Source organism: Pseudomonas sp. Irchel s3h14 (assembly GCF_900187425.1).
In the GTDB taxonomy this organism is placed as follows: Bacteria; Pseudomonadota; Gammaproteobacteria; order Pseudomonadales; family Pseudomonadaceae; genus Aquipseudomonas.
The window spans coordinates 212,021-230,463 of sequence record NZ_FYDJ01000001.1 but is presented as its reverse complement, the minus strand read 5'-3'; the positions used below and the strand labels follow the sequence as shown (position 1 = coordinate 230,463).

The following is an 18,443-nucleotide window of genomic DNA, read 5'->3' as shown; positions in this document are numbered from 1 at the left end:
TGACAAGAGGATTAAGGCATGGTTGGCAGGAGCATTCTGATCGTCGACGACGAAGCGCCCATTCGCGAAATGATCGCCGTTGCGTTGGAAATGGCCGGCTATGACTGCATGGAGGCTGAGAACTCGCAGCAGGCCCACGCCATCATTGTCGACCGCAAGCCGGACCTGATCCTGCTCGACTGGATGCTGCCCGGCACGTCCGGCATCGAACTGGCCCGACGCCTCAAGCGCGATGAGCTGACCGGGGACATCCCGATTATCATGCTCACCGCCAAGGGTGAAGAGGACAACAAGATCCAGGGCCTGGAAGTCGGCGCCGATGACTACATCACCAAGCCTTTTTCCCCTCGTGAGCTGGTTGCGCGCCTGAAAGCCGTGCTGCGCCGTGCCGGTCCTACCGATGGCGAGACACCGATCGAAGTCGGCGGCCTGCTGCTGGACCCGATCAGCCACCGCGTGACCATCGACGGTAAACCCGCCGAGATGGGCCCGACCGAATACCGTTTGCTGCAATTCTTCATGACCCACCAGGAACGTGCCTACACCCGCGGCCAGTTGCTGGATCAGGTCTGGGGCGGCAATGTGTATGTCGAAGAGCGCACCGTCGACGTGCACATCCGCCGCCTGCGCAAAGCCCTCGGCGATGCTTACGAAAATCTGGTACAAACCGTGCGCGGCACCGGCTACCGGTTCTCCACCAAGGCCTGATCCGGACCTTTCCCGCCCGACAAGCTGACAAGGACGCGCGTTCAAGTGAACCAAAACTGGCATGGCACCCTGATCCGCCACATGCTTTTACTGGTGACCGGTTGCCTGGTGATCGGCCTGATTACCGGCTACTACGGCTGGAGCCTCGCCGCGGGCCTGGGCCTTTACCTGGCCTGGACCCTCAAGCAACTGCTGCGACTGCACGAATGGCTGCGCCTGCACAAACCCGATGAAGCACCGCCCGATGGTTATGGCCTGTGGGGCGAAGTGTTCGACAGCATCTACCACCTGCAACGCCGCGATCAACGCGTACGCGGGCGTCTGCAAGCGGTAATCGACCGGGTCCAGGAATCCACAGCCGCGCTGAAAGACGCAGTGATCATGCTCGACAGCGACGGCAACCTTGAATGGTGGAACCGCGCCGCCGAAACCCTGCTCGGCCTCAAGACTCCACAAGACAGCGGCCAGCCGGTAACCAACCTCGTCCGTCATCCGCGCTTCAAGGAATACTTCGAGCAGGACAGCTACGCCGAGCCGCTGGAAATCCCGTCACCGATCAACGACCGTCTGCGCATTCAGCTGTACATCACCCGCTACGGCAACAACGAACACTTGATGCTGGTGCGCGACGTGACGCGTATCCATCAACTGGAACAGATGCGCAAAGACTTCATCGCCAACGTCTCCCATGAACTGCGCACGCCGTTGACGGTGATCTGCGGTTATCTGGAAACCCTGCTCGACAACGTCGAGGACGTGAACCCGCGCTGGTCCCGTGCCTTGCAGCAGATGCAGCAGCAAGGCGGGCGCATGCAGACGTTGCTCAACGATTTGCTGCTGCTGGCCAAACTGGAAGCCACCGATTACCCGTCGGACAACCAGCCAGTGGCCATCGACGGCTTGCTGCAATCGATCAAGAGCGACGCTCAGCAACTGTCCGCCCAGCGCAATCAGAAAATAACCCTGGAAGCCGACCCGACGATTCTGCTCAAGGGCAGCGAAGCCGAATTGCGCAGCGCGTTTTCCAATCTGGTGTTCAACGCGGTGAAATACACCCCGGCCGAAGGCAATATCCGCATCCGCTGGTGGGGCGATGAGCAAGGCGCACACCTGAGCGTGCAGGATTCCGGGATCGGCATCGACAGCAAACACTTGCCGCGCCTGACCGAACGCTTCTACCGCGTCGATTCCAGCCGCAACTCCAACACCGGCGGCACCGGGCTTGGGCTGGCCATTGTCAAACACGTGCTGCTGCGCCACCGCGCACGGATGGAAATCAGCAGTGTGCCGGGGCACGGCAGCACCTTTACCTGCCATTTTGCGCCGGCTCAGGTCACCAAATCCCGGGTCATCAGCGCCACCGACTGATACCGGCCGGCACGCGCCACTAGGCAATCGCACGGTCAGCCGCTACATTGGCTGACTTGTGCCTGCCCTTCAGGCGCACTTTTTTCTTTCCTTTCGAATACACGGAACCCGCAAAACTCCATCATGGACCCTTCCCCTGGCTTGACCCTCGCGACACTCTTCGCCGATTTCGGCATGATTCTTTTTGCTCTGATCCTGGTTTTGCTCAACGGCTTTTTCGTTGCGGCGGAATTTGCCATGGTCAAATTGCGCTCGACCCGGGTCGAGGCCATCGCTGATAAAAACGGCTGGCGCGGACATATCCTGCGCACCGTTCACAGTCAGCTCGATGCCTACCTGTCGGCGTGCCAATTGGGTATCACCCTCGCCTCCCTCGGCCTGGGCTGGGTCGGTGAGCCGGCGTTCGCCCATATTCTCGAGCCGGTACTGAGCGCTGTCGGCGTAGAGTCCGCCGAAGTGGTCAAAGGCGTGTCGTTCTTCACGGCGTTCTTCATCATTTCGTACCTGCACATCGTGGTCGGCGAACTGGCCCCGAAATCCTGGGCCATCCGCAAACCCGAGCTGCTGTCGCTCTGGACGGCGGTGCCGCTGTACCTGTTCTACTGGGCCATGTACCCGGCCATCTACCTGCTCAACGCCAGCGCCAACCAGATCTTGCGGATCGCCGGCCAGGGTGAACCCGGCCCGCATCACGAGCACCATTACAGCCGTGAAGAACTGAAACTGATCCTGCACTCCAGCCGTGGCCAGGACCCGAGCGACCAAGGCATGCGCGTTTTGGCCTCCGCGGTGGAAATGGGCGAGCTGGAAGTGGTCGACTGGGCCAATTCCCGGGAAGACCTGGTGACGCTGGAGTTCAACGCGCCGCTGAAGGAAATCCTGGCGATGTTCCGTCGCCACAAGTTCAGCCGTTATCCGGTGTACGACAGCGATCGTCAGGAGTTCGTCGGCCTGCTGCACATCAAGGATTTGCTGCTGGAACTGGCGGCTCTGGACCACATTCCCGAGTCGTTCAACCTCGCCGAACTGACCCGGCCGCTGGAGCGCGTTTCGCGCCATATGCCGCTGTCGCAGTTGCTGGAACAGTTCCGCAAAGGCGGCTCGCACTTCGCCGTGGTTGAAGAGGCCGACGGCAACATCATCGGCTACCTGACCATGGAAGACGTGCTGGAAGTACTGGTCGGCGACATTCAGGACGAACACCGCAAGGCTGAGCGCGGGATCCTCGCGTACCAGCCGGGCAAGCTGCTGGTGCGCGGCGACACGCCGCTGTTCAAGGTCGAGCGCCTGCTGGGCATCGACCTGGACCACATCGAAGCCGAAACTCTCGCCGGGCTGGTCTACGAAACCCTGAAACGGGTGCCGGAAGAGGAAGAAGTGCTGGAAGTCGAAGGCTTGCGGATCATCATCAAGAAGATGAAAGGGCCGAAGATCATTCTGGCCAAGGTGTTGATGCTCGATTAATACGCAGATCCGGATCCGCGTCGATCCCTTCGCGAGCAAGCCCGCTCCCACAGGTTTTGCACAGACCTTGTGGGAGCGGGCTTGCTCGCGAAGGCGTCAGAACAGGCAACACCTCACTGTTTGCCGAGCGCAAAGTTCGGCAGGCTACCCACCGGTTGATTGAACTGGTACGGGATCGACACCAGCCCCAACCCGGTATTGCGCTGCACCACGAAATGCAGGTGCGGCCCGCTGCTGTTGCCGGTATTGCCCGACAAGGCCAGCGGACTCCCCACCGACACCCGTTGCCCCTCGCGAACGCTCACCGAACCTCGCTTGAGGTGCAGGTACACGCCCATCGTCCCGTCATCGTGCAGCACCCGCACGAAATTACCCGACGGATCGGTGCCGCGCCCGGTCTGGGCATTCTCGGTTTTCACCACTACACCGCCTCGCGCCGCGATGATCGGCGTGCCTACCGGCATGGCGATGTCCATGGCGTAGCGGTTCTTTGGACCAAAGTGGCTGTATTGACCGTTGGCGCCCTGACTCAGCCGAAACGGTCCGCCGCGCCAGGGCAACGGGTATCGATAGGCCATAGCGGCCCCTGAGGGGTCGCCCAGGGAGTATTCAAATTTTGGGACATACGCGAGCGGCCTTCCGGGCTGCGAGGCTGTGAGCAGCGCCAGACGAATACTGCTGCGTGCCGGCATCACCCGGCGAATCGGTCGGCTTGGCGCACCACTGACGTTCTTCAGCCCGCCGAAGCTCAACTCGATTTCTACCGGCGCATACAAGTCATTGCGCACGTAAACGCTGTCCACGCCCTTCTTCTTCGTGATGATGAGGTACACCTGGCGCTCTAGATTCTCGACCATGCGATCACGAAAAACGAACACCTTGGAGCCCGTCGTGGGGCGGTCGCTGTAGGAGACCACGCCACTGGCGTCGGTGGACTTGTAGATCGTCATGGCCATCGCCGAGGCGGATGCCATGAAAAGACCGCAGAGAAACAGCAGGCGCGCGAGCATGGGCAAAATTCTGTCGAGTAAGGCCTGGGAAAGAGCCTAGCAGCTGCAATGGACCCAGGTAGTCGGCAGATGTTTCAAATGATCGTTCCCACGCTCTGCGTGGGAATGCAGCCAGTGACGCTCCGCGTCACAGCCGCAGGGACGCAGAGCGTCCCGAGAGGCATTCCCACGCAGAGCGTGGGAACGATCAGCCGATCAGCGGTACAGATTAAGCGCCGGGTATGAAATGCTTCTGCGCCGTACCACGTGCTATCAAACGGGAGATGTAATCGAGCTTCTGCGCATCCTGGTCGACGAAGCGGAAGGTCAGTTGCAACCAGTCGCTGTCGGGTTTTGGCTCGTGGGCGACGATGGCGTGCAGGTAGCCGTTCAGACGGGCGGTTTCGGCGTTATCGCCCTGCTCCAGGTCCAGCACGGCGCTGTCGAGCACTTGCGGCAGGGTGTCGGTACGTTTCACCACCAGCAAGGCTTCCTTGAGACTCAAGGCCTTGATCACACATTGCTGAATGCCGTTCGGCAGGCGCAGTTGGCCCTGACCACGACCGCCCGTTGGCGCCGCGGAGGACGCTGGAGGCTTGATCGGCGGGCTGTTGAGCAGACCGCGAGACGCAGCAGCAGCCGCCGGGGCTGGCGCGGCGGCGACAGGTTTGGCGAACGGGTTGACCGGCGCTGCTGCGGGCGCGACCACGGCAGCCTTGCCACCGGTCAATGCGCTCAGGGAATCGTTGCCGAACGCCGAGTTCATTTTGGTCGGCGCGCTGTTCATCAAGGTATCGAGCTTGCCGACCTTGTTCAGGGCCTGCTTGACCTTGGTCAGCAGTTGCTCGTTGGTGAACGGCTTGCTGACGTAGCCGGAAACCCCGGCCTGGATCGCCTGGACGACGTTCTCTTTATCGCCACGGCTGGTCACCATCACGAACGGCATGGTCTTGAGGTTGTCCTGCTCGCGGCACCAGGTCAGCAGCTCCAGACCGGACATTTCCGGCATTTCCCAGTCGCACAGGACCAGGTCGAACGCTTCCCGTGCCAGCAAGGCCTGAGCCTTTTTGCCGTTGACCGCGTCTTCGATCCGGATACCCGGGAAGTAGTTGCGCAAGCACTTCTTCACCAGGTCACGAATGAACGACGCGTCGTCCACGACCAACACACTGACCTTACTCATCCATCACCCCTTTAAAAAATCCCGGCAAGCATACCGCTTTGCTGATGGCACATTGCCAAAAACCTTCAGTCACGCCGGGACTTTTCGTTCGCGGGTGCTGCTTTCGAATTCATCAACCACAAACAAAAACGCCCGGCCAAAAGGCCGGGCGCTTTTCTCAGGCAATCTTACTTATCGTCAGCTTTGCCCGGAACATTAGCGGTTTCGCCACTTGTGCCTTCAACTTCTTCTTTCATGCGCTTGAGGCCCAGATGCCGCACGTCGGTGCCGCGCACCAGGTAAATCACCAGCTCCGAGATATTGCGTGCGTGGTCGCCGATCCGTTCCAGCGAACGCAGCACCCAAATGATGCTCAAGACCCGCGAGATAGAGCGCGGGTCTTCCATCATGTAGGTGGCGAGCTCACGCAACGCGGTTTTGTATTCGCGGTCGATGATCTTGTCGTACTGGGCCACCGACAACGCCAGGTCGGCGTCGAAGCGGGCAAAGGCGTCCAGTGCATCGCGAACCATGTTGCGGACCTGGTCGCCGATGTGGCGAACCTCGACGTAACCCCGCGGGGCTTCGCCTTCTTCACACAACTGGATGGCGCGACGGGCGATCTTGGTCGCTTCGTCACCGATGCGCTCCAGGTCGATCACCGACTTGGAGATGCTAATGATCAAACGCAAGTCCGATGCTGCCGGCTGACGGCGAGCCAGAATGCGCAGGCATTCTTCGTCGATGTTGCGTTCCATCTGGTTGATCTGGTCGTCGATCTCGCGAACCTGCTGGGCCAGGCCGGAGTCGGCCTCAATCAGCGCGGTCACCGCGTCGTTGACCTGCTTTTCCACCAGCCCGCCCATGGCCAGGAGGTGGCTGCGCACTTCCTCGAGCTCAGCGTTGAACTGCGCGGAGATGTGATGGGTAAGGCCTTCTTTACTAATCATGTTGGCGTCCTTGGAGCGTCCGGTAAGGTGCGGTGGACCGCAGCGTCAGTTCAGTGAGCAACAACAGCTTCCTAGCCGTAGCGACCAGTGATGTAGTCTTCGGTCTGCTTCTTCGCCGGATTGGTGAACAGGGTATCGGTGTCGCCGAATTCCACCAGTTTGCCCATGTACATGAACGCCGTGTAGTCGGAAACCCGCGCGGCCTGTTGCATGTTGTGGGTCACGATGACGATGGTGAACTTCGATTTCAGTTCGTAGATCAGCTCTTCGACTTTCAGCGTGGAGATCGGGTCGAGTGCCGAGCACGGTTCGTCGAGCAGCAGCACTTCCGGCTCCACGGCGATGGTGCGAGCGATCACCAGACGTTGTTGCTGACCACCGGACAGCCCAAGTGCCGACTCGTGCAGACGGTCTTTGACTTCGTCCCACAGCGCCGCGCCTTTCAACGCCCACTCGACGGCTTCGTCGAGTACGCGTTTTTTGTTGATGCCCTGGATGCGCAGGCCGTAAACCACGTTCTCGTAGATGGTTTTCGGGAACGGGTTCGGCTTCTGGAACACCATGCCGACGCGACGACGCAGCTCGGCGACATCTTCACCCTTACGGTAAATGTTGTTGCCGTAAAGGTTGATCTCGCCTTCGACACGGCAGCCATCCACCAGGTCGTTCATGCGGTTGAAGGTGCGCAGCAGCGTGGACTTGCCGCAGCCGGATGGGCCGATGAAGGCGGTCACGCGCTGTTTCGGGATGTTCATGCTGACGTCGTACAGCGCTTGTTTGTCACCGTAGAACAGGCTCAGGCCCGGCACTTCAATGGCCACGGTTTCCTGCTCGAGACTCAGGCTCTGTTTGTCGCGACCCAGCGCCGACATGTTGATGCCGTGGGTATGTGCTTCGTGCTGCATGGGAGGCTCCCTGTGCTAACAAATTCGGTTCGGTTGGCCGCTGGCCTCACAAAATGGGCCAGCGGTGTTGCCGTCTTGTAGGAGCAAGGCTTGCCCGCGATGGCGTCTTCAAGATCGCCATCGCCAGCAAGCTGTGCTCCTACAGGGAGCGGCGGTATTAGCTATCCAGCGCTTTGTATTTTTCGCGCAGGTGGTTACGGATGTAGACGGCCGACAGGTTAAGCGTGGCGATCACCAGCACCAGCAGCAGCGCCGTGGCGTACACCAGCGGCCGCGCAGCTTCGACGTTCGGGCTCTGGAAGCCGACGTCATAAATATGGAAGCCCAAGTGCATGATCTTCTGGTCCAGGTGAAGGTACGGGTAGTTGCCGTCCAGCGGCAGCGACGGCGCCAGTTTCACCACACCTACCAGCATCAGCGGCGCCACTTCACCGGCGGCGCGAGCCACCGCGAGGATCATGCCGGTCATCATCGCCGGGCTGGCCATCGGCAGCACGATCTTCCACAAGGTTTCAGCCTTGGTTGCGCCGAGGGCCAACGAGCCTTCGCGCACGGTGCGAGGAATCCGCGCCAGACCTTCTTCCGTGGCCACGATCACCACAGGTACCGCCAGCAGCGCCAGGGTCAAGGACGCCCAGAGCAGACCCGGCGTACCAAAGGTCGGTGCCGGCAATGCTTCAGGGAAGAACAACCGGTCAACCGATCCGCCCAATACGTAGACGAAGAAGCCCAGACCGAACACGCCGTAAACGATGGCTGGAACACCGGCCAGGTTGTTCACGGCGATGCGGATAATCCGCGTAAGCGTGTTCTGCTTGGCGTATTCACGCAGGTAAACCGCCGCCAGCACGCCGAACGGGGTCACGATCATCGCCATGATCAACGTCATCATCACGGTGCCGAAAATCGCCGGGAAGATCCCGCCTTCGGTGTTCGCTTCACGCGGGTCATCACTGAGGAATTCCCACACCTTGCTGAAGTAGAAGCCGATCTTGGTAACGGTGCCCATCGCGTTCGGCTGGTAGGCGTGTACCACTTTACCGATGCTGATTTCGATTTCTTTGCCGTTCGCATCGCGGGCCGTGAGGCTGTCGCGGTTGAATTGGGCGTGCAGGTCATTCAGACGGGCTTCGATGTCTTGATAGCGCGCATTGAGCTCAGCGCGCTCGGATTCCATGTCCGCTTGTGCGGCAGCGTCGAGCTGGCCTGCCAACTCCAGTTTGCGGCCGTGCAGACGCACACGCTCCAGACCTGCGTTGATCGCGCCGATGTCGACCTTTTCAAGGGTTTTGAGCTGCGCGGCGAGCTTGTTCACGCGTTCCACACGCGCCTGCAACTCAGGCCACGCCGCTTCGCCTTCAGCGATGACCTTGCCGTCCTGTTTGACGTTGACCAGGTAGCCGTAGAAGTTGCCCCATTCGCGACGCTCGATAGCCATGAGCTCAGTCGGGGTCGTTTGGTTAGTCAGCCACTCGCCGACAATCCACGTGAAGTCAGTGCCGTTCAAGTCACGGTTGCCGACCTTGATCAGCTCGCGGGTCATGAACTCCGGGCCCTGATCGGGCACCGGCAGGCCAGCGCTTTTCAGGCGCTCGCGCGGCACTTCTTCTTTCTGCACCACTTCGCCGATGACGAGGTGATTGGCCTGGCCCGGCACGTCGTAACTGGCGTGCACCAGGTCCGCCGGCCAGAAATGGCCCAGACCGCGCACGGCAATCACTGCCAGCAAGCCAATGGTCATGATGACCGCGATGGACACCGCGCCACCGCTGATCCAGACGCCGGGGGCGCCGCTCTTGAACCATCCTTTCAGGGAGTTCTGTTTCACAGACTTCTACCTTTCTTAAAGCGACGAGTATTTCTTGCGCAGACGCTGACGAATCAGTTCCGCGAGGGTGTTCATGATGAAGGTGAACAACAGCAGCACCAGCGCCGAGAGGAACAGCACGCGGTAGTGGCTGCCGCCGACTTCCGATTCGGGCATTTCCACCGCGACGTTGGCGGCCAGCGTTCGCAGACCTTCAAACAGGTTCATTTCCATGACCGGCGTGTTACCGGTGGCCATCAGCACGATCATGGTTTCACCGACTGCACGGCCCATGCCGATCATCAGCGCCGAGAAGATGCCCGGGCTGGCGGTGAGGATCACCACGCGAGTCATGGTCTGCCACGGCGTGGCACCGAGGGCCAGGGAGCCAAGAGTCAGGCCACGTGGCACGCTGAACACGGCATCTTCGGCGATGGAGTAGATGTTCGGGATGACCGCAAAACCCATGGCCAGACCGACCACCAGAGCGTTGCGCTGGTCGTAGGTGATGCCCAGGTCGTGGGAGATCCACATGCGCATGTCGCCGCCGAAGAACCAGGTTTCCATGTACGGGCTCATGTACAGCGAGAGCCAGCCCACGAACAGGATCACCGGGATCAGGATCGCGCTTTCCCAGCCTTCCGGCACCCGCAGGCGCAGCGATTCAGGCAGGCGACTGAAGGTGAAACCGGCGACCAGGATGCCGATCGGCATCAACAGCAGCAGGCTGAAAATCCCCGGCAAATGCCCTTCGACATAGGGTGCCAGGAACAACCCGGCGAAGAAGCCGAGGATCACCGTCGGCATCGCTTCCATCAGCTCGATCACCGGTTTGACCTTGCGGCGCAAGCTTGGGGCCATGAAGTATGCGGTGTAGATCGCCGCAGCGACGGCCAGCGGCGCGGCCAACAGCATGGCGTAGAAAGCGGCCTTCAAGGTACCGAAGGTCAGCGGAGACAAGCTCATTTTCGGTTCGAAGTCGGTGTTGGCCGCGGTCGATTGCCAGACGTATTTAGGCTCGTCGTAGTTCTCGTACCAGACCTTGCTCCACAACGCGCTCCACGATACTTCCGGGTGCGGGTTCTCCAGCAACAGTGGCTGCACCTTACCGTTGGCCTCGACGATGATGCGGTTGGCACGCGGCGACAGACCGAAAATGCCTTGGCCTTCCACCACCTGATCGACCAGCAACGTGCGGTGAGCGGTACTGTGGAAGACGCCGAGCTTGCCGGACGCGTCGAGGGCAAGGAAGCCTTTGCGACGTTCTTCGGCGGTGATTTCAACAATCGGTGCGGTGCCCATCTGGAAGGTACGAATCTGCTTCAGACGCTGTTCACCATCGGGATCGCGCGCCATGAACCACTGGGCCAGACCGCCTTTGGAATCGCCGAGGATCAGCGAGATGCCGCCCACCAGTTGAGTACTGGCAGTGATTTGCGCTTCGCCGTCTTCAAGTAGTTTGTAGCGACCGTTGAGGCTCTTGTCGCGCAGGCTGAACACGTCGGCCTGGGCGCGACCGTTAATCACGTACAGCCATTGCTGACGCGGGTCGACGAAGATGTTCTTCACCGGCTCGTTCATCTGCGGCAGATCAATACGCTTCTGCTCGTTGGTGATTTCGCCGGTCATCATGTTTTCTTCGCTGGTCAGCGACAAAACATTGAGTTGCGAACCGGTGGAGCCGACCAGCATCAGGGTCGAATCGGTCGCGTTAAGGCTGACGTGCTCCAGCGCGCCGCCCGTCTCGTTCAGTGCGATCGGCGTTTCACCGTACGGATACTCGACGGCTGGCGTAATGGTCTTCTTGCCGTCCGGGTAGCTGACTTTATAGGTATGACGGAACACCAGTGCCTGACCGTTGGACAGGCCCACCGCTACCAGTGGATGACCTGGCTGGTCTTCACCGATAGAAGTCACGCTGACGCCGGCCGGAACCTTCAGATCGACACGCTTGAGTTCAGCGCCACTGTCGATATCAAAGAACAGTGCCTGGCCCTTGTCGGAAACCCGCATGGCAACCTGGTTCTGTTCTTCCAGGGAGATCATCAACGGCTTGCCGGCGTCTTGCATCCAGGCGGGCGTGATGGCGTCTTTGGCGGTCAGGTCGGCACCCTGGAACAGAGGGAAGACGACGTAGGCGAGGAAGAAGAAGATCAGCGTGATCGCGCCGAGGACGGCAAGGCCGCCTACGAGGACGTACCAGCGGGTCAGTCGATCCTTGAGCGCGCGGATGCGGCGCTTGCGTTGCAGCTCAGGCGTATTGAAGTCAATTCGCTTGGGGGGATTTGTAGTCATGGTGGAATTGGCCAGATCAGTCATGCGCACACCCTAGCGATCCTGTATGACAGAAAGATGACAATGCAGTGACGCAACAAATCCGCCGCCCGTGGAAACTGGCAGTGGACCGAAAATTTGGGGAGGCCGGGTTACCTGCGTGGTAACCCTGAGCCGTTGTAGGAGCGAGGCTTGCCCGCGATGGTAGCGCCACGGTTTCAAAGGTGAAACGCGGCGCCCCATCGCGAGCAAGCTCGGCTCCTACGGTTTTACTTTTTTGCTACGTTGTTACCTTCTTGCAGACCCAGGTCAGCCAGTGCTTTTGCAGCAACTTTGGCTGGCAGTGGGATGTAGCCGTCTTTCACTACAACTTCCTGACCCTGTTTGGACAGAATCAGCTTCACGAACTCGGCTTCCAGCGGGGCCAGAGGCTTGTTCGGGGCCTTGTTGACGTAAACGTAGAGGAAACGCGACAGCGGGTACTTGCCGTTCAGGGCGTTTTCTTCAGTGTCTTCAACGAACTCGGTGCTGCCTTTCTTGGCCAGGGCCACAGTTTTCACGCTAGCGGTCTTGTAGCCGATGCCCGAGTAACCGACGCCGTTCAGCGAGGAGCTGATCGATTGCACGACCGAAGCCGAGCCTGGTTGTTCGTTGACGTTTGGCTTGTAGTCGCCTTTGCACAGGGCTTCTTCTTTGAAGTAGCCATAAGTGCCGGATACCGAGTTACGACCGAACAGTTGCACTGGCTTGTTGGCCAGGTCGCCGGTCACACCCAGGTCGCCCCAGGTTTTCACGTCAGCTTTGGCGCCGCACAGACGAGTCGAGGAGAAGATCGCGTCGACTTGTTCCATGGTCAGGTGCTGGATCGGGTTGTCCTTGTGCACAAACACAGCCAGGGCGTCCACGGCGACCGGGATAGCGGTTGGCTTGTAGCCGTATTTGGTTTCGAAGGCTTGCAGCTCGTTGTCCTTCATCTTGCGGCTCATCGGGCCCAGGTTAGCGGTGCCTTCAGTCAGCGCAGGTGGCGCGGTAGAAGAACCGGCAGCCTGAATCTGGATGTTTACGTTCGGGTATTCTTTTTTGTAGTTCTCAGCCCACAGGGTCATGAGGTTGGCCAGGGTATCGGAGCCGACGCTGGACAGGTTGCCCGACACACCAGTGGTCTTGGTGTAGCTCGGGATAGCAGGGTCAACAGCGGCAACCGCGTTGGCAGTCGCAACGCCAGCAGCGACAAAAGTCATTGCCGCCATCAAACGCTTCAGTTTCATGCCTTACTCCTAGCAGATAGGTGTGTTAAGTCGGGGCCAAGTATCAGCAGGCCGTGTGAACACTCTATGGCTGAAATATGACAATTAGATGAAAGGCCAGCATTCGAAACGCAGATGCCCTGCCCCGTCAAAGCAAGGTTGACAAATCAAAACTAAAATATAGCCTTGTCAACCACGAGAGGAACTCATGATCAACGACCGAATTCGCCGCGCTCGCCTACTGCGCGGCATGTCCCTGGAGGCTCTGGCGCTCCAACTTGGAGACATCACCAAGCAAGCCCTCAGCAAATATGAGAAGGGGTTAAGTATCCCGAACTCGGCGCGCCTGCTGCAAATGGCCAAAGTACTGCAGGTCAATCCTGAATACTTCTTCCGTGCGGATGCCGTTCCGCTTGCCCCCCTTGAGTTTCGCAAACTCGCGAAAATGCCGAAGTATCGCCAGATTCAGGTCGAAGAGCAGATTCGCGAGCACCTTGAGCGCTATATGGCTCTGGAGGAATGCTTCGACCCAGTCGACATCCAGACTCCAGCCACCCCGGCTCAAATGCTGCCCGTTTCTTCTATCGAAGATGCCGAGCATGCTGCCGAGTCACTCAGGAACTTCTGGGGAATTGGTAGCGACCCCATCTCCAACCTGACCGAACAGCTGGAAGAGCACAGCATCAAGGTCGCGATGCTTATGGGACCGGATGACTTCGACGGAGCCTGCGCCGCCACCAGTGACGGTCGCCACGTCTTGATTGCACTGAATGCCGAGCGACCAGGTGAACGCATACGCTTCACCGCGGCACATGAACTGGGTCATTGGGTCATGCAGTTACCCGATGATATGCCTGAACGGGATAAGGAAAACTGTTGCCATCGTTTCGCAGGCGCCTTCCTCTACCCGGCCAAAGGTGTAACCAGCGACTTCGGTAACCATCCTCGCTCACGGGTCCATCCTCGTGAGTTGTTGATCGCCAAGCGCCAATACGGGATTTCAATGCATGCAGCATTGAGGCGCCTCAAGGATCTGAACCTCCTTAGCGACAGTGGATATAAATCCCTCACCATCCAGTTCAGTGCGAACGGCTGGCGCAAGGCCGAACCCGACCCCTTGCCATGCAAACCACCGCAACGTTTTGAATCTTTGGTGTTCTGGGGGCTAGCGGAAGGGTTGATCACCAAATCCCGTGCAGCCGAACTTCTACGTAAACCAGTGAGCGCTCTTGACCCCAATTTTCTGGGCTCACTGGAGAGTGCATGAGTCTGATCTACATCAGCGATACGAATATCTGGATCGACTTCAGAAATGCCGGACTGCTGGAGCAGATGTTCAGACTGCCATTCACTCTTTGCTGCACAGATTTCGTGCTGCATGAACTCGAAGATTTCCCCCATGACGAATTGCTCGGACGGGGGTTGATTGTTGAGTCCTTCGACGAATCAGGGGTTACCAAGCTGTTCAGTCTCAAAATAGAGCACAACAACAGCTCATTAGCCGATGTGTCGTGCTATCTGCTCGCAAAAGAAACAGGTCGGCCGTTGCTCACCGGAGATGGCAAGCTGAGGCGTCAAGCGCAGAGGGATGGCTTACACGTGCATGGCGCACTCTGGTTACTCGATTTGATGGTGGAGCATCGGGTCATTCAACCGAAGCACGCCGCAGATGCTCTGGACCATATGCTTGAGCATGGAGCACGTTTACCGACGGGCGAATGTGGAGCAAGGCTTTCGCACTGGCGAAAGCCTTAACAACTGGCGGTCTAGCGCTATCGACCCTTCTTCCAGAGGTAAGCGCCCACCAGAATCCCGACACCGCAGATGATCGCCACGTAATAGGCAGGCCCCAACGGGCTTTCCTTCAGCAGCAGGGTGACAACCATCGGGGTCAGGCCGCCGAAGATGGCGTAGGCCAGGTTGTAGGAGAACGACAGCCCGCTGAAGCGCACCACCGCCGGGAAGGCTTTGACCATCACATACGGCACTGCACCGATGGTGCCGACCAGCAAGCCGGTCAAGGCGTACATCGGGAACAGCCAGTCAGGGTGGTTGAACAGGCTGTGGTAGAAGGTCCACGAACTGATCAGCAACGCAGCACTGCCGAACACGAAGACACGACCTGCACCGAAGCGGTCAGCCAGTGCACCGGAGGCGACGCAGCCCAGGCTCAGAAACACGATCGCCAGGCTGTTGGCCTGCAATGCGGTGGTTGGCGAGAAGTGGTAGACGGTCTGCAGCACGGTCGGGGTCATGAGGATGACCACGATGATGCCGGCGGACAGCAGCCAGGTCAGCAGCATGGAAATCAGGATCGCCCCGCGATGGTCGCGCAACACGGCGCGCAGCGGCACTTCTTCTGCCAGGGCCTTGCGCAGTTGCAGCTCGGCGAATACCGGTGTCTCGTGCAGCCAGCGGCGCAGGTAAACCGAGAACAGGCCGAACACGCCACCCAGCAGGAACGGAATCCGCCAGGCGTAATCCGAAACTTCGACCGGGGTGTAAATGCTGTTGATCGCGGTGGCGACCAGCGAGCCCAGCAGGATACCGGCCGTCAGGCCGCAGGTCAGGGTGCCGCAGGCGTAGCCGATGTGCCGCTGCGGCACATGTTCGGAAACGAATACCCACGCGCCCGGCACTTCACCGCCAATCGCAGCGCCTTGGATCACCCGCATCAGCAGCAACAGGATCGGCGCCCACATGCCTATCTGCGCGTAAGTCGGTAGCAGGCCCATGATCAGGGTCGGCACCGCCATCATGAAAATGCTCAGGGTGAACATCTTCTTGCGTCCCAGCAGGTCGCCGAAGTGTGCCATGACGATGCCGCCCAGCGGCCGCGCCAGGTAGCCGGCGGCAAAGATCCCGAAGGTCTGCATCAAGCGCAGCCACTCGGGCATGTCGGCCGGGAAGAACAGCTTGCCGACCACCGTGGCGAAGAACACGAAGATGATGAAATCGTAAAACTCCAGCGCACCGCCCAGGGCTGACAGTGACAAAGTCTTGTAATCGCTGCGGGTCAGCGGACGTGCGGATTGGGTTGGCTGCGCGATGCTCGAGGGCGCTGTGGTCATGGCAAGGCTTCTCTTATAGTCGGATCTGCAACCCCAACAACGCTGGCTGAGGCTTGGGCAGGTCCGGCACGATAGCAAATTGTTCGAAAAAGCACATAGAGGTGCGTAATTGACGGTCGAAATGAGAACCGGACGGTCGTCTCGGAGTCTACCGACCGATATACTCGCAATCCTGCACCTGCTTGTAAGGGGTTGCTGTGCGAAAACGTCGTTGGCACCCGCCAGCCGATTTCGCAGAGTTTCCCTTTAGGCGCCTTACGAAAAACGTGACGAACGTAGTATGTTCGGGGCTGAATCGTTTTTCCTTGAGACGGCTATTCACCTGAAGTACCAATGAGAGTCACGGGTCAGAGGCACCCCCGGCATGATAGAGCTCGAACAAGAAGATCCAATCCCGCAAGGCGACCTTGCCCTGCAAATTACCGCGCTCCCTCGCGAAACCAACGGCTTTGGCGATATTTTCGGCGGTTGGCTGGTGTCGCAGATGGATTTGGCCGGCACCGCAATGGCCAGCAAAGTCGCGGGTGGCCGCGTGGCTACGGTTGCGATCGACCGCATGGCATTTCTGGTTCCGGTGGCGGTGGGTGCTCAGCTCTCCTTCTATACCCAGGCGCTGGAAATCGGCCGCAGCTCGATTCAGATGATGGTCGAAGTCTGGAGTGACGATCCGCTGTCCAGCGAATGGCGTAAAGTGACTGAAGCTGTGTTTGTGTTCGTCGCCATCGACGGCAGCGGTCGCACCCGCTCGGTTCCGCCTAGAGCTCGTTAAACACTGCGACCTTTCTGCGGTCCATTGCAGTCATTGTTCCTGATCGAGAGTTGCCCCATGAGCACGCCCAACGTTGAAGCCGTGAAACTGGATGAACTGAACTGCTGGCGCATCCGCCACGGTCAGGCCGAACTGCTGGTTGCCCAGCAGGGCGCGCACATCCTCAGTTATCAAGTGGCCGGGGAACCGCCGCTGATCTGGCTCAACGACGAGGCAGTGTTCAAGACTGGCAAGAGCATCCGCGCCGGGGTTCCGGTGTGCTGGCCGTGGTTCGGCAATCTGCCGCGCAACCCGCAGAGCGTTCAGGCGATGCGCGTCAGCAACGAAGCGCCGACCGCCCACGGGTTGGTGCGGGCGATGGACTGGGAACTGGGCGGCATTGAAACCGAGGGCGAAAGCCTGAAGGTGGAGTTTGTTCTACCTTACCCTGAAGGCGGCTTGCCAGGCTGGCCGCATCAAGTGGATTTGAAGCTGAGCATTCGTCTGGATGAGCAACTGCATATCAACCTGACCAGCCATAACCAGGGCGCTGACAAAGTCACCATCAGCCAGGCACTGCACAGTTATTTCGCGGTCAGCGATGTACGCGATGTGCATGTCGAAGGGCTGGATGGCTTGAGTTACATCGAAACCCTGGACGACTGGAAAACTGTCACTCAGGCCGGCGATCTGCATTTTACTGGCGAGACCGATCGTATCTATCTCAATACCCCGGCGAAGCTGAGCATTGTCGATCCGGCCTGGGAACGGCGCATCGAGCTGACCAGCAGCGGTTCACGCTCGGCGGTGATCTGGAATCCGTGGATTGAACGCGCTGCGGCGTTCAGTGACATGGCCGACGATGGCTGGCAGCGGATGCTGTGCATTGAAACGGCGAATGTGATGGATGATGTGGTGACGCTGGCGCCGGGTGCGAGCCATACCCTGGGTGTCAGCATCGCCAGCAAATCTCTCTAACACGGTAAACCAATGTGGGAGCGGCGGTGCGACGATTCGACTTGCTCGCGAAGAGGCCATAACATTCAACATCATCGTTGACTGTTACACCGCCTTCGCGAGCAAGCCCGCTCCCACATTTGGTTTGTGCCAGGCCTACTGGCGCTTTACAGATCCGACTCTTTCACCACCCGCACCTTCGCCGCATCCAGCGCATACGCTGCGTCAGCCAGGTCGTTGTTGACCTTCTCGACCTTCAGCGTGCCGGTCACCCACAGCGGTGTATAGATGTCATTCAGCTTCAACCCTTTCGGATAACGCACCAACACCAATTGATTAGGTGGCGGCGGCGGCACGTGAATGCAGGCGCCCGGATACGGCACGAGGAAGAACAGCGTGCTGCGGCCCTGGGCGTCGGACTCCAGCGGCACCGGATAACCACCGATGCGGATGTTCTTGTCGTTCATCGACGGCACGGTTTTGGTCGAATACATCACCGCCGGCAAGCCCTTGCTCTGCTTCATGCCACCCTTTTCGGTAAAGGTGCCATTGGCTTCGGGGGAGTTGTGGTCGATTTCGGGCATGGCCTCGAGGGCTTTCTGGTCCGACTTGGGCATCAGTTCGAGCCAGTCGGTTTCCGGCAGTTCGCCGGCATGGGCCAAACCACTGCCCAGGAAGAGAAGAGTCAACAGAAGACGGCGCATGAAAGTGCTCGGCAAAGGATAGGACAATGTGACGATGGCAACGCCGAGCATTCTAGCCCTCTCCGGCGATGGCGCAGAGAGGGCTTTGT

Annotated in this window: 16 protein-coding genes; 7 read left to right on the top strand and 9 right to left on the bottom strand. The window is 59.4% G+C overall.

Going from position 1 to position 18,443, the window contains the following annotated elements:
• Positions 1-18: 18 nt before the first annotated feature.
• The 3 genes from phoB to CKW16_RS01090 all read left to right on the top strand — a co-directional run bounded on the left by phoB (position 19) and on the right by CKW16_RS01090 (position 3,540).
• Complete coding sequence (gene phoB, locus CKW16_RS01100; protein ID WP_046045002.1) at positions 19-708, top strand: phosphate regulon transcriptional regulator PhoB; 690 nt, start codon at positions 19-21, stop codon at positions 706-708.
• 81 nt (positions 709-789) lie between these two features.
• Positions 790-2,076, top strand: a complete 1,287-nt coding sequence (gene phoR / locus CKW16_RS01095; RefSeq protein ID WP_219732363.1) for a phosphate regulon sensor histidine kinase PhoR — start codon at positions 790-792, stop codon at positions 2,074-2,076.
• A gap of 123 nt (positions 2,077-2,199) precedes the next feature.
• Positions 2,200-3,540 carry a hemolysin family protein gene (locus CKW16_RS01090; protein WP_095126877.1) on the top strand — a complete coding sequence of 447 codons (1,341 nt, stop codon included), beginning with the start codon at positions 2,200-2,202 and terminating at the stop codon, positions 3,538-3,540.
• Positions 3,541-3,653: 113 nt separating this feature from the next.
• Here the strand turns inward: CKW16_RS01090 and CKW16_RS01085 are convergent, their stop codons facing one another.
• The 7 genes from CKW16_RS01085 to CKW16_RS01055 all read right to left on the bottom strand — a co-directional run bounded on the left by CKW16_RS01085 (position 3,654) and on the right by CKW16_RS01055 (position 12,895).
• The gene (locus CKW16_RS01085) at positions 3,654-4,550 is read right to left on the bottom strand and encodes a peptidoglycan DD-metalloendopeptidase family protein (protein ID WP_095126876.1); all 897 of its coding nucleotides are present in this window, start codon (positions 4,548-4,550) and stop codon (positions 3,654-3,656) included.
• A 208-nt stretch (positions 4,551-4,758) separates the two neighbouring features.
• Positions 4,759-5,712, bottom strand: a complete 954-nt coding sequence (locus tag CKW16_RS01080) for a response regulator (protein WP_095126875.1) — start codon at positions 5,710-5,712, stop codon at positions 4,759-4,761.
• 167 nt (positions 5,713-5,879) lie between these two features.
• Positions 5,880-6,641 (bottom strand): phosphate signaling complex protein PhoU, encoded by a 762-nt coding sequence (phoU, locus tag CKW16_RS01075; protein WP_008150055.1) that lies wholly within the window; start codon positions 6,639-6,641, stop codon positions 5,880-5,882.
• A 71-nt stretch (positions 6,642-6,712) separates the two neighbouring features.
• A complete protein-coding gene (gene pstB / locus CKW16_RS01070; RefSeq protein ID WP_046044998.1) occupies positions 6,713-7,546 on the bottom strand; it encodes a phosphate ABC transporter ATP-binding protein PstB in 834 nt (277 codons plus the stop codon).
• 157 nt (positions 7,547-7,703) lie between these two features.
• Positions 7,704-9,374, bottom strand: a complete 1,671-nt coding sequence (gene pstA / locus CKW16_RS01065) for a phosphate ABC transporter permease PstA (protein WP_095126874.1) — start codon at positions 9,372-9,374, stop codon at positions 7,704-7,706.
• 15 nt (positions 9,375-9,389) lie between these two features.
• The gene (locus tag CKW16_RS01060) at positions 9,390-11,672 is read right to left on the bottom strand and encodes an ABC transporter permease subunit (protein WP_095126873.1); all 2,283 of its coding nucleotides are present in this window, start codon (positions 11,670-11,672) and stop codon (positions 9,390-9,392) included.
• A 224-nt stretch (positions 11,673-11,896) separates the two neighbouring features.
• Positions 11,897-12,895, bottom strand: a complete 999-nt coding sequence (locus CKW16_RS01055; protein ID WP_095126872.1) for a phosphate ABC transporter substrate-binding protein PstS — start codon at positions 12,893-12,895, stop codon at positions 11,897-11,899.
• Between the two features lie 187 nt (positions 12,896-13,082).
• On the opposite strand from CKW16_RS01055, the gene CKW16_RS01050 reads away from it, so the two are divergent.
• Together CKW16_RS01050 and CKW16_RS01045 are read left to right on the top strand one after the other, a co-directional pair.
• A complete protein-coding gene (locus CKW16_RS01050) occupies positions 13,083-14,141 on the top strand; it encodes a helix-turn-helix domain-containing protein (protein ID WP_095126871.1) in 1,059 nt (352 codons plus the stop codon).
• The gene (locus tag CKW16_RS01045) at positions 14,138-14,629 is read left to right on the top strand and encodes a type II toxin-antitoxin system VapC family toxin (protein ID WP_095126870.1); all 492 of its coding nucleotides are present in this window, start codon (positions 14,138-14,140) and stop codon (positions 14,627-14,629) included. The genes CKW16_RS01050 and CKW16_RS01045 overlap by 4 nt, the downstream gene beginning before the upstream one ends.
• A 17-nt stretch (positions 14,630-14,646) precedes the next feature.
• On the opposite strand, the gene CKW16_RS01040 is transcribed toward CKW16_RS01045, so the two are convergent.
• A complete protein-coding gene (locus CKW16_RS01040; protein WP_095126869.1) occupies positions 14,647-15,945 on the bottom strand; it encodes an MFS transporter in 1,299 nt (432 codons plus the stop codon).
• A gap of 364 nt (positions 15,946-16,309) precedes the next feature.
• Between CKW16_RS01040 and CKW16_RS01035 the strand changes: the two genes are divergently transcribed.
• Both CKW16_RS01035 and CKW16_RS01030 read left to right on the top strand, forming a co-directional pair.
• Complete coding sequence (locus CKW16_RS01035; RefSeq protein ID WP_003177184.1) at positions 16,310-16,714, top strand: acyl-CoA thioesterase; 405 nt, start codon at positions 16,310-16,312, stop codon at positions 16,712-16,714.
• A 57-nt stretch (positions 16,715-16,771) separates the two neighbouring features.
• Positions 16,772-17,671 (top strand): D-hexose-6-phosphate mutarotase, encoded by a 900-nt coding sequence (locus tag CKW16_RS01030; RefSeq protein ID WP_095126868.1) that lies wholly within the window; start codon positions 16,772-16,774, stop codon positions 17,669-17,671.
• Positions 17,672-17,817: 146 nt separating this feature from the next.
• Here CKW16_RS01030 and CKW16_RS01025 read toward each other — a convergent pair whose 3' ends face one another.
• The gene (locus CKW16_RS01025; protein WP_095127250.1) at positions 17,818-18,354 is read right to left on the bottom strand and encodes a DUF3299 domain-containing protein; all 537 of its coding nucleotides are present in this window, start codon (positions 18,352-18,354) and stop codon (positions 17,818-17,820) included.
• Positions 18,355-18,443: the final 89 nt, after the last annotated feature.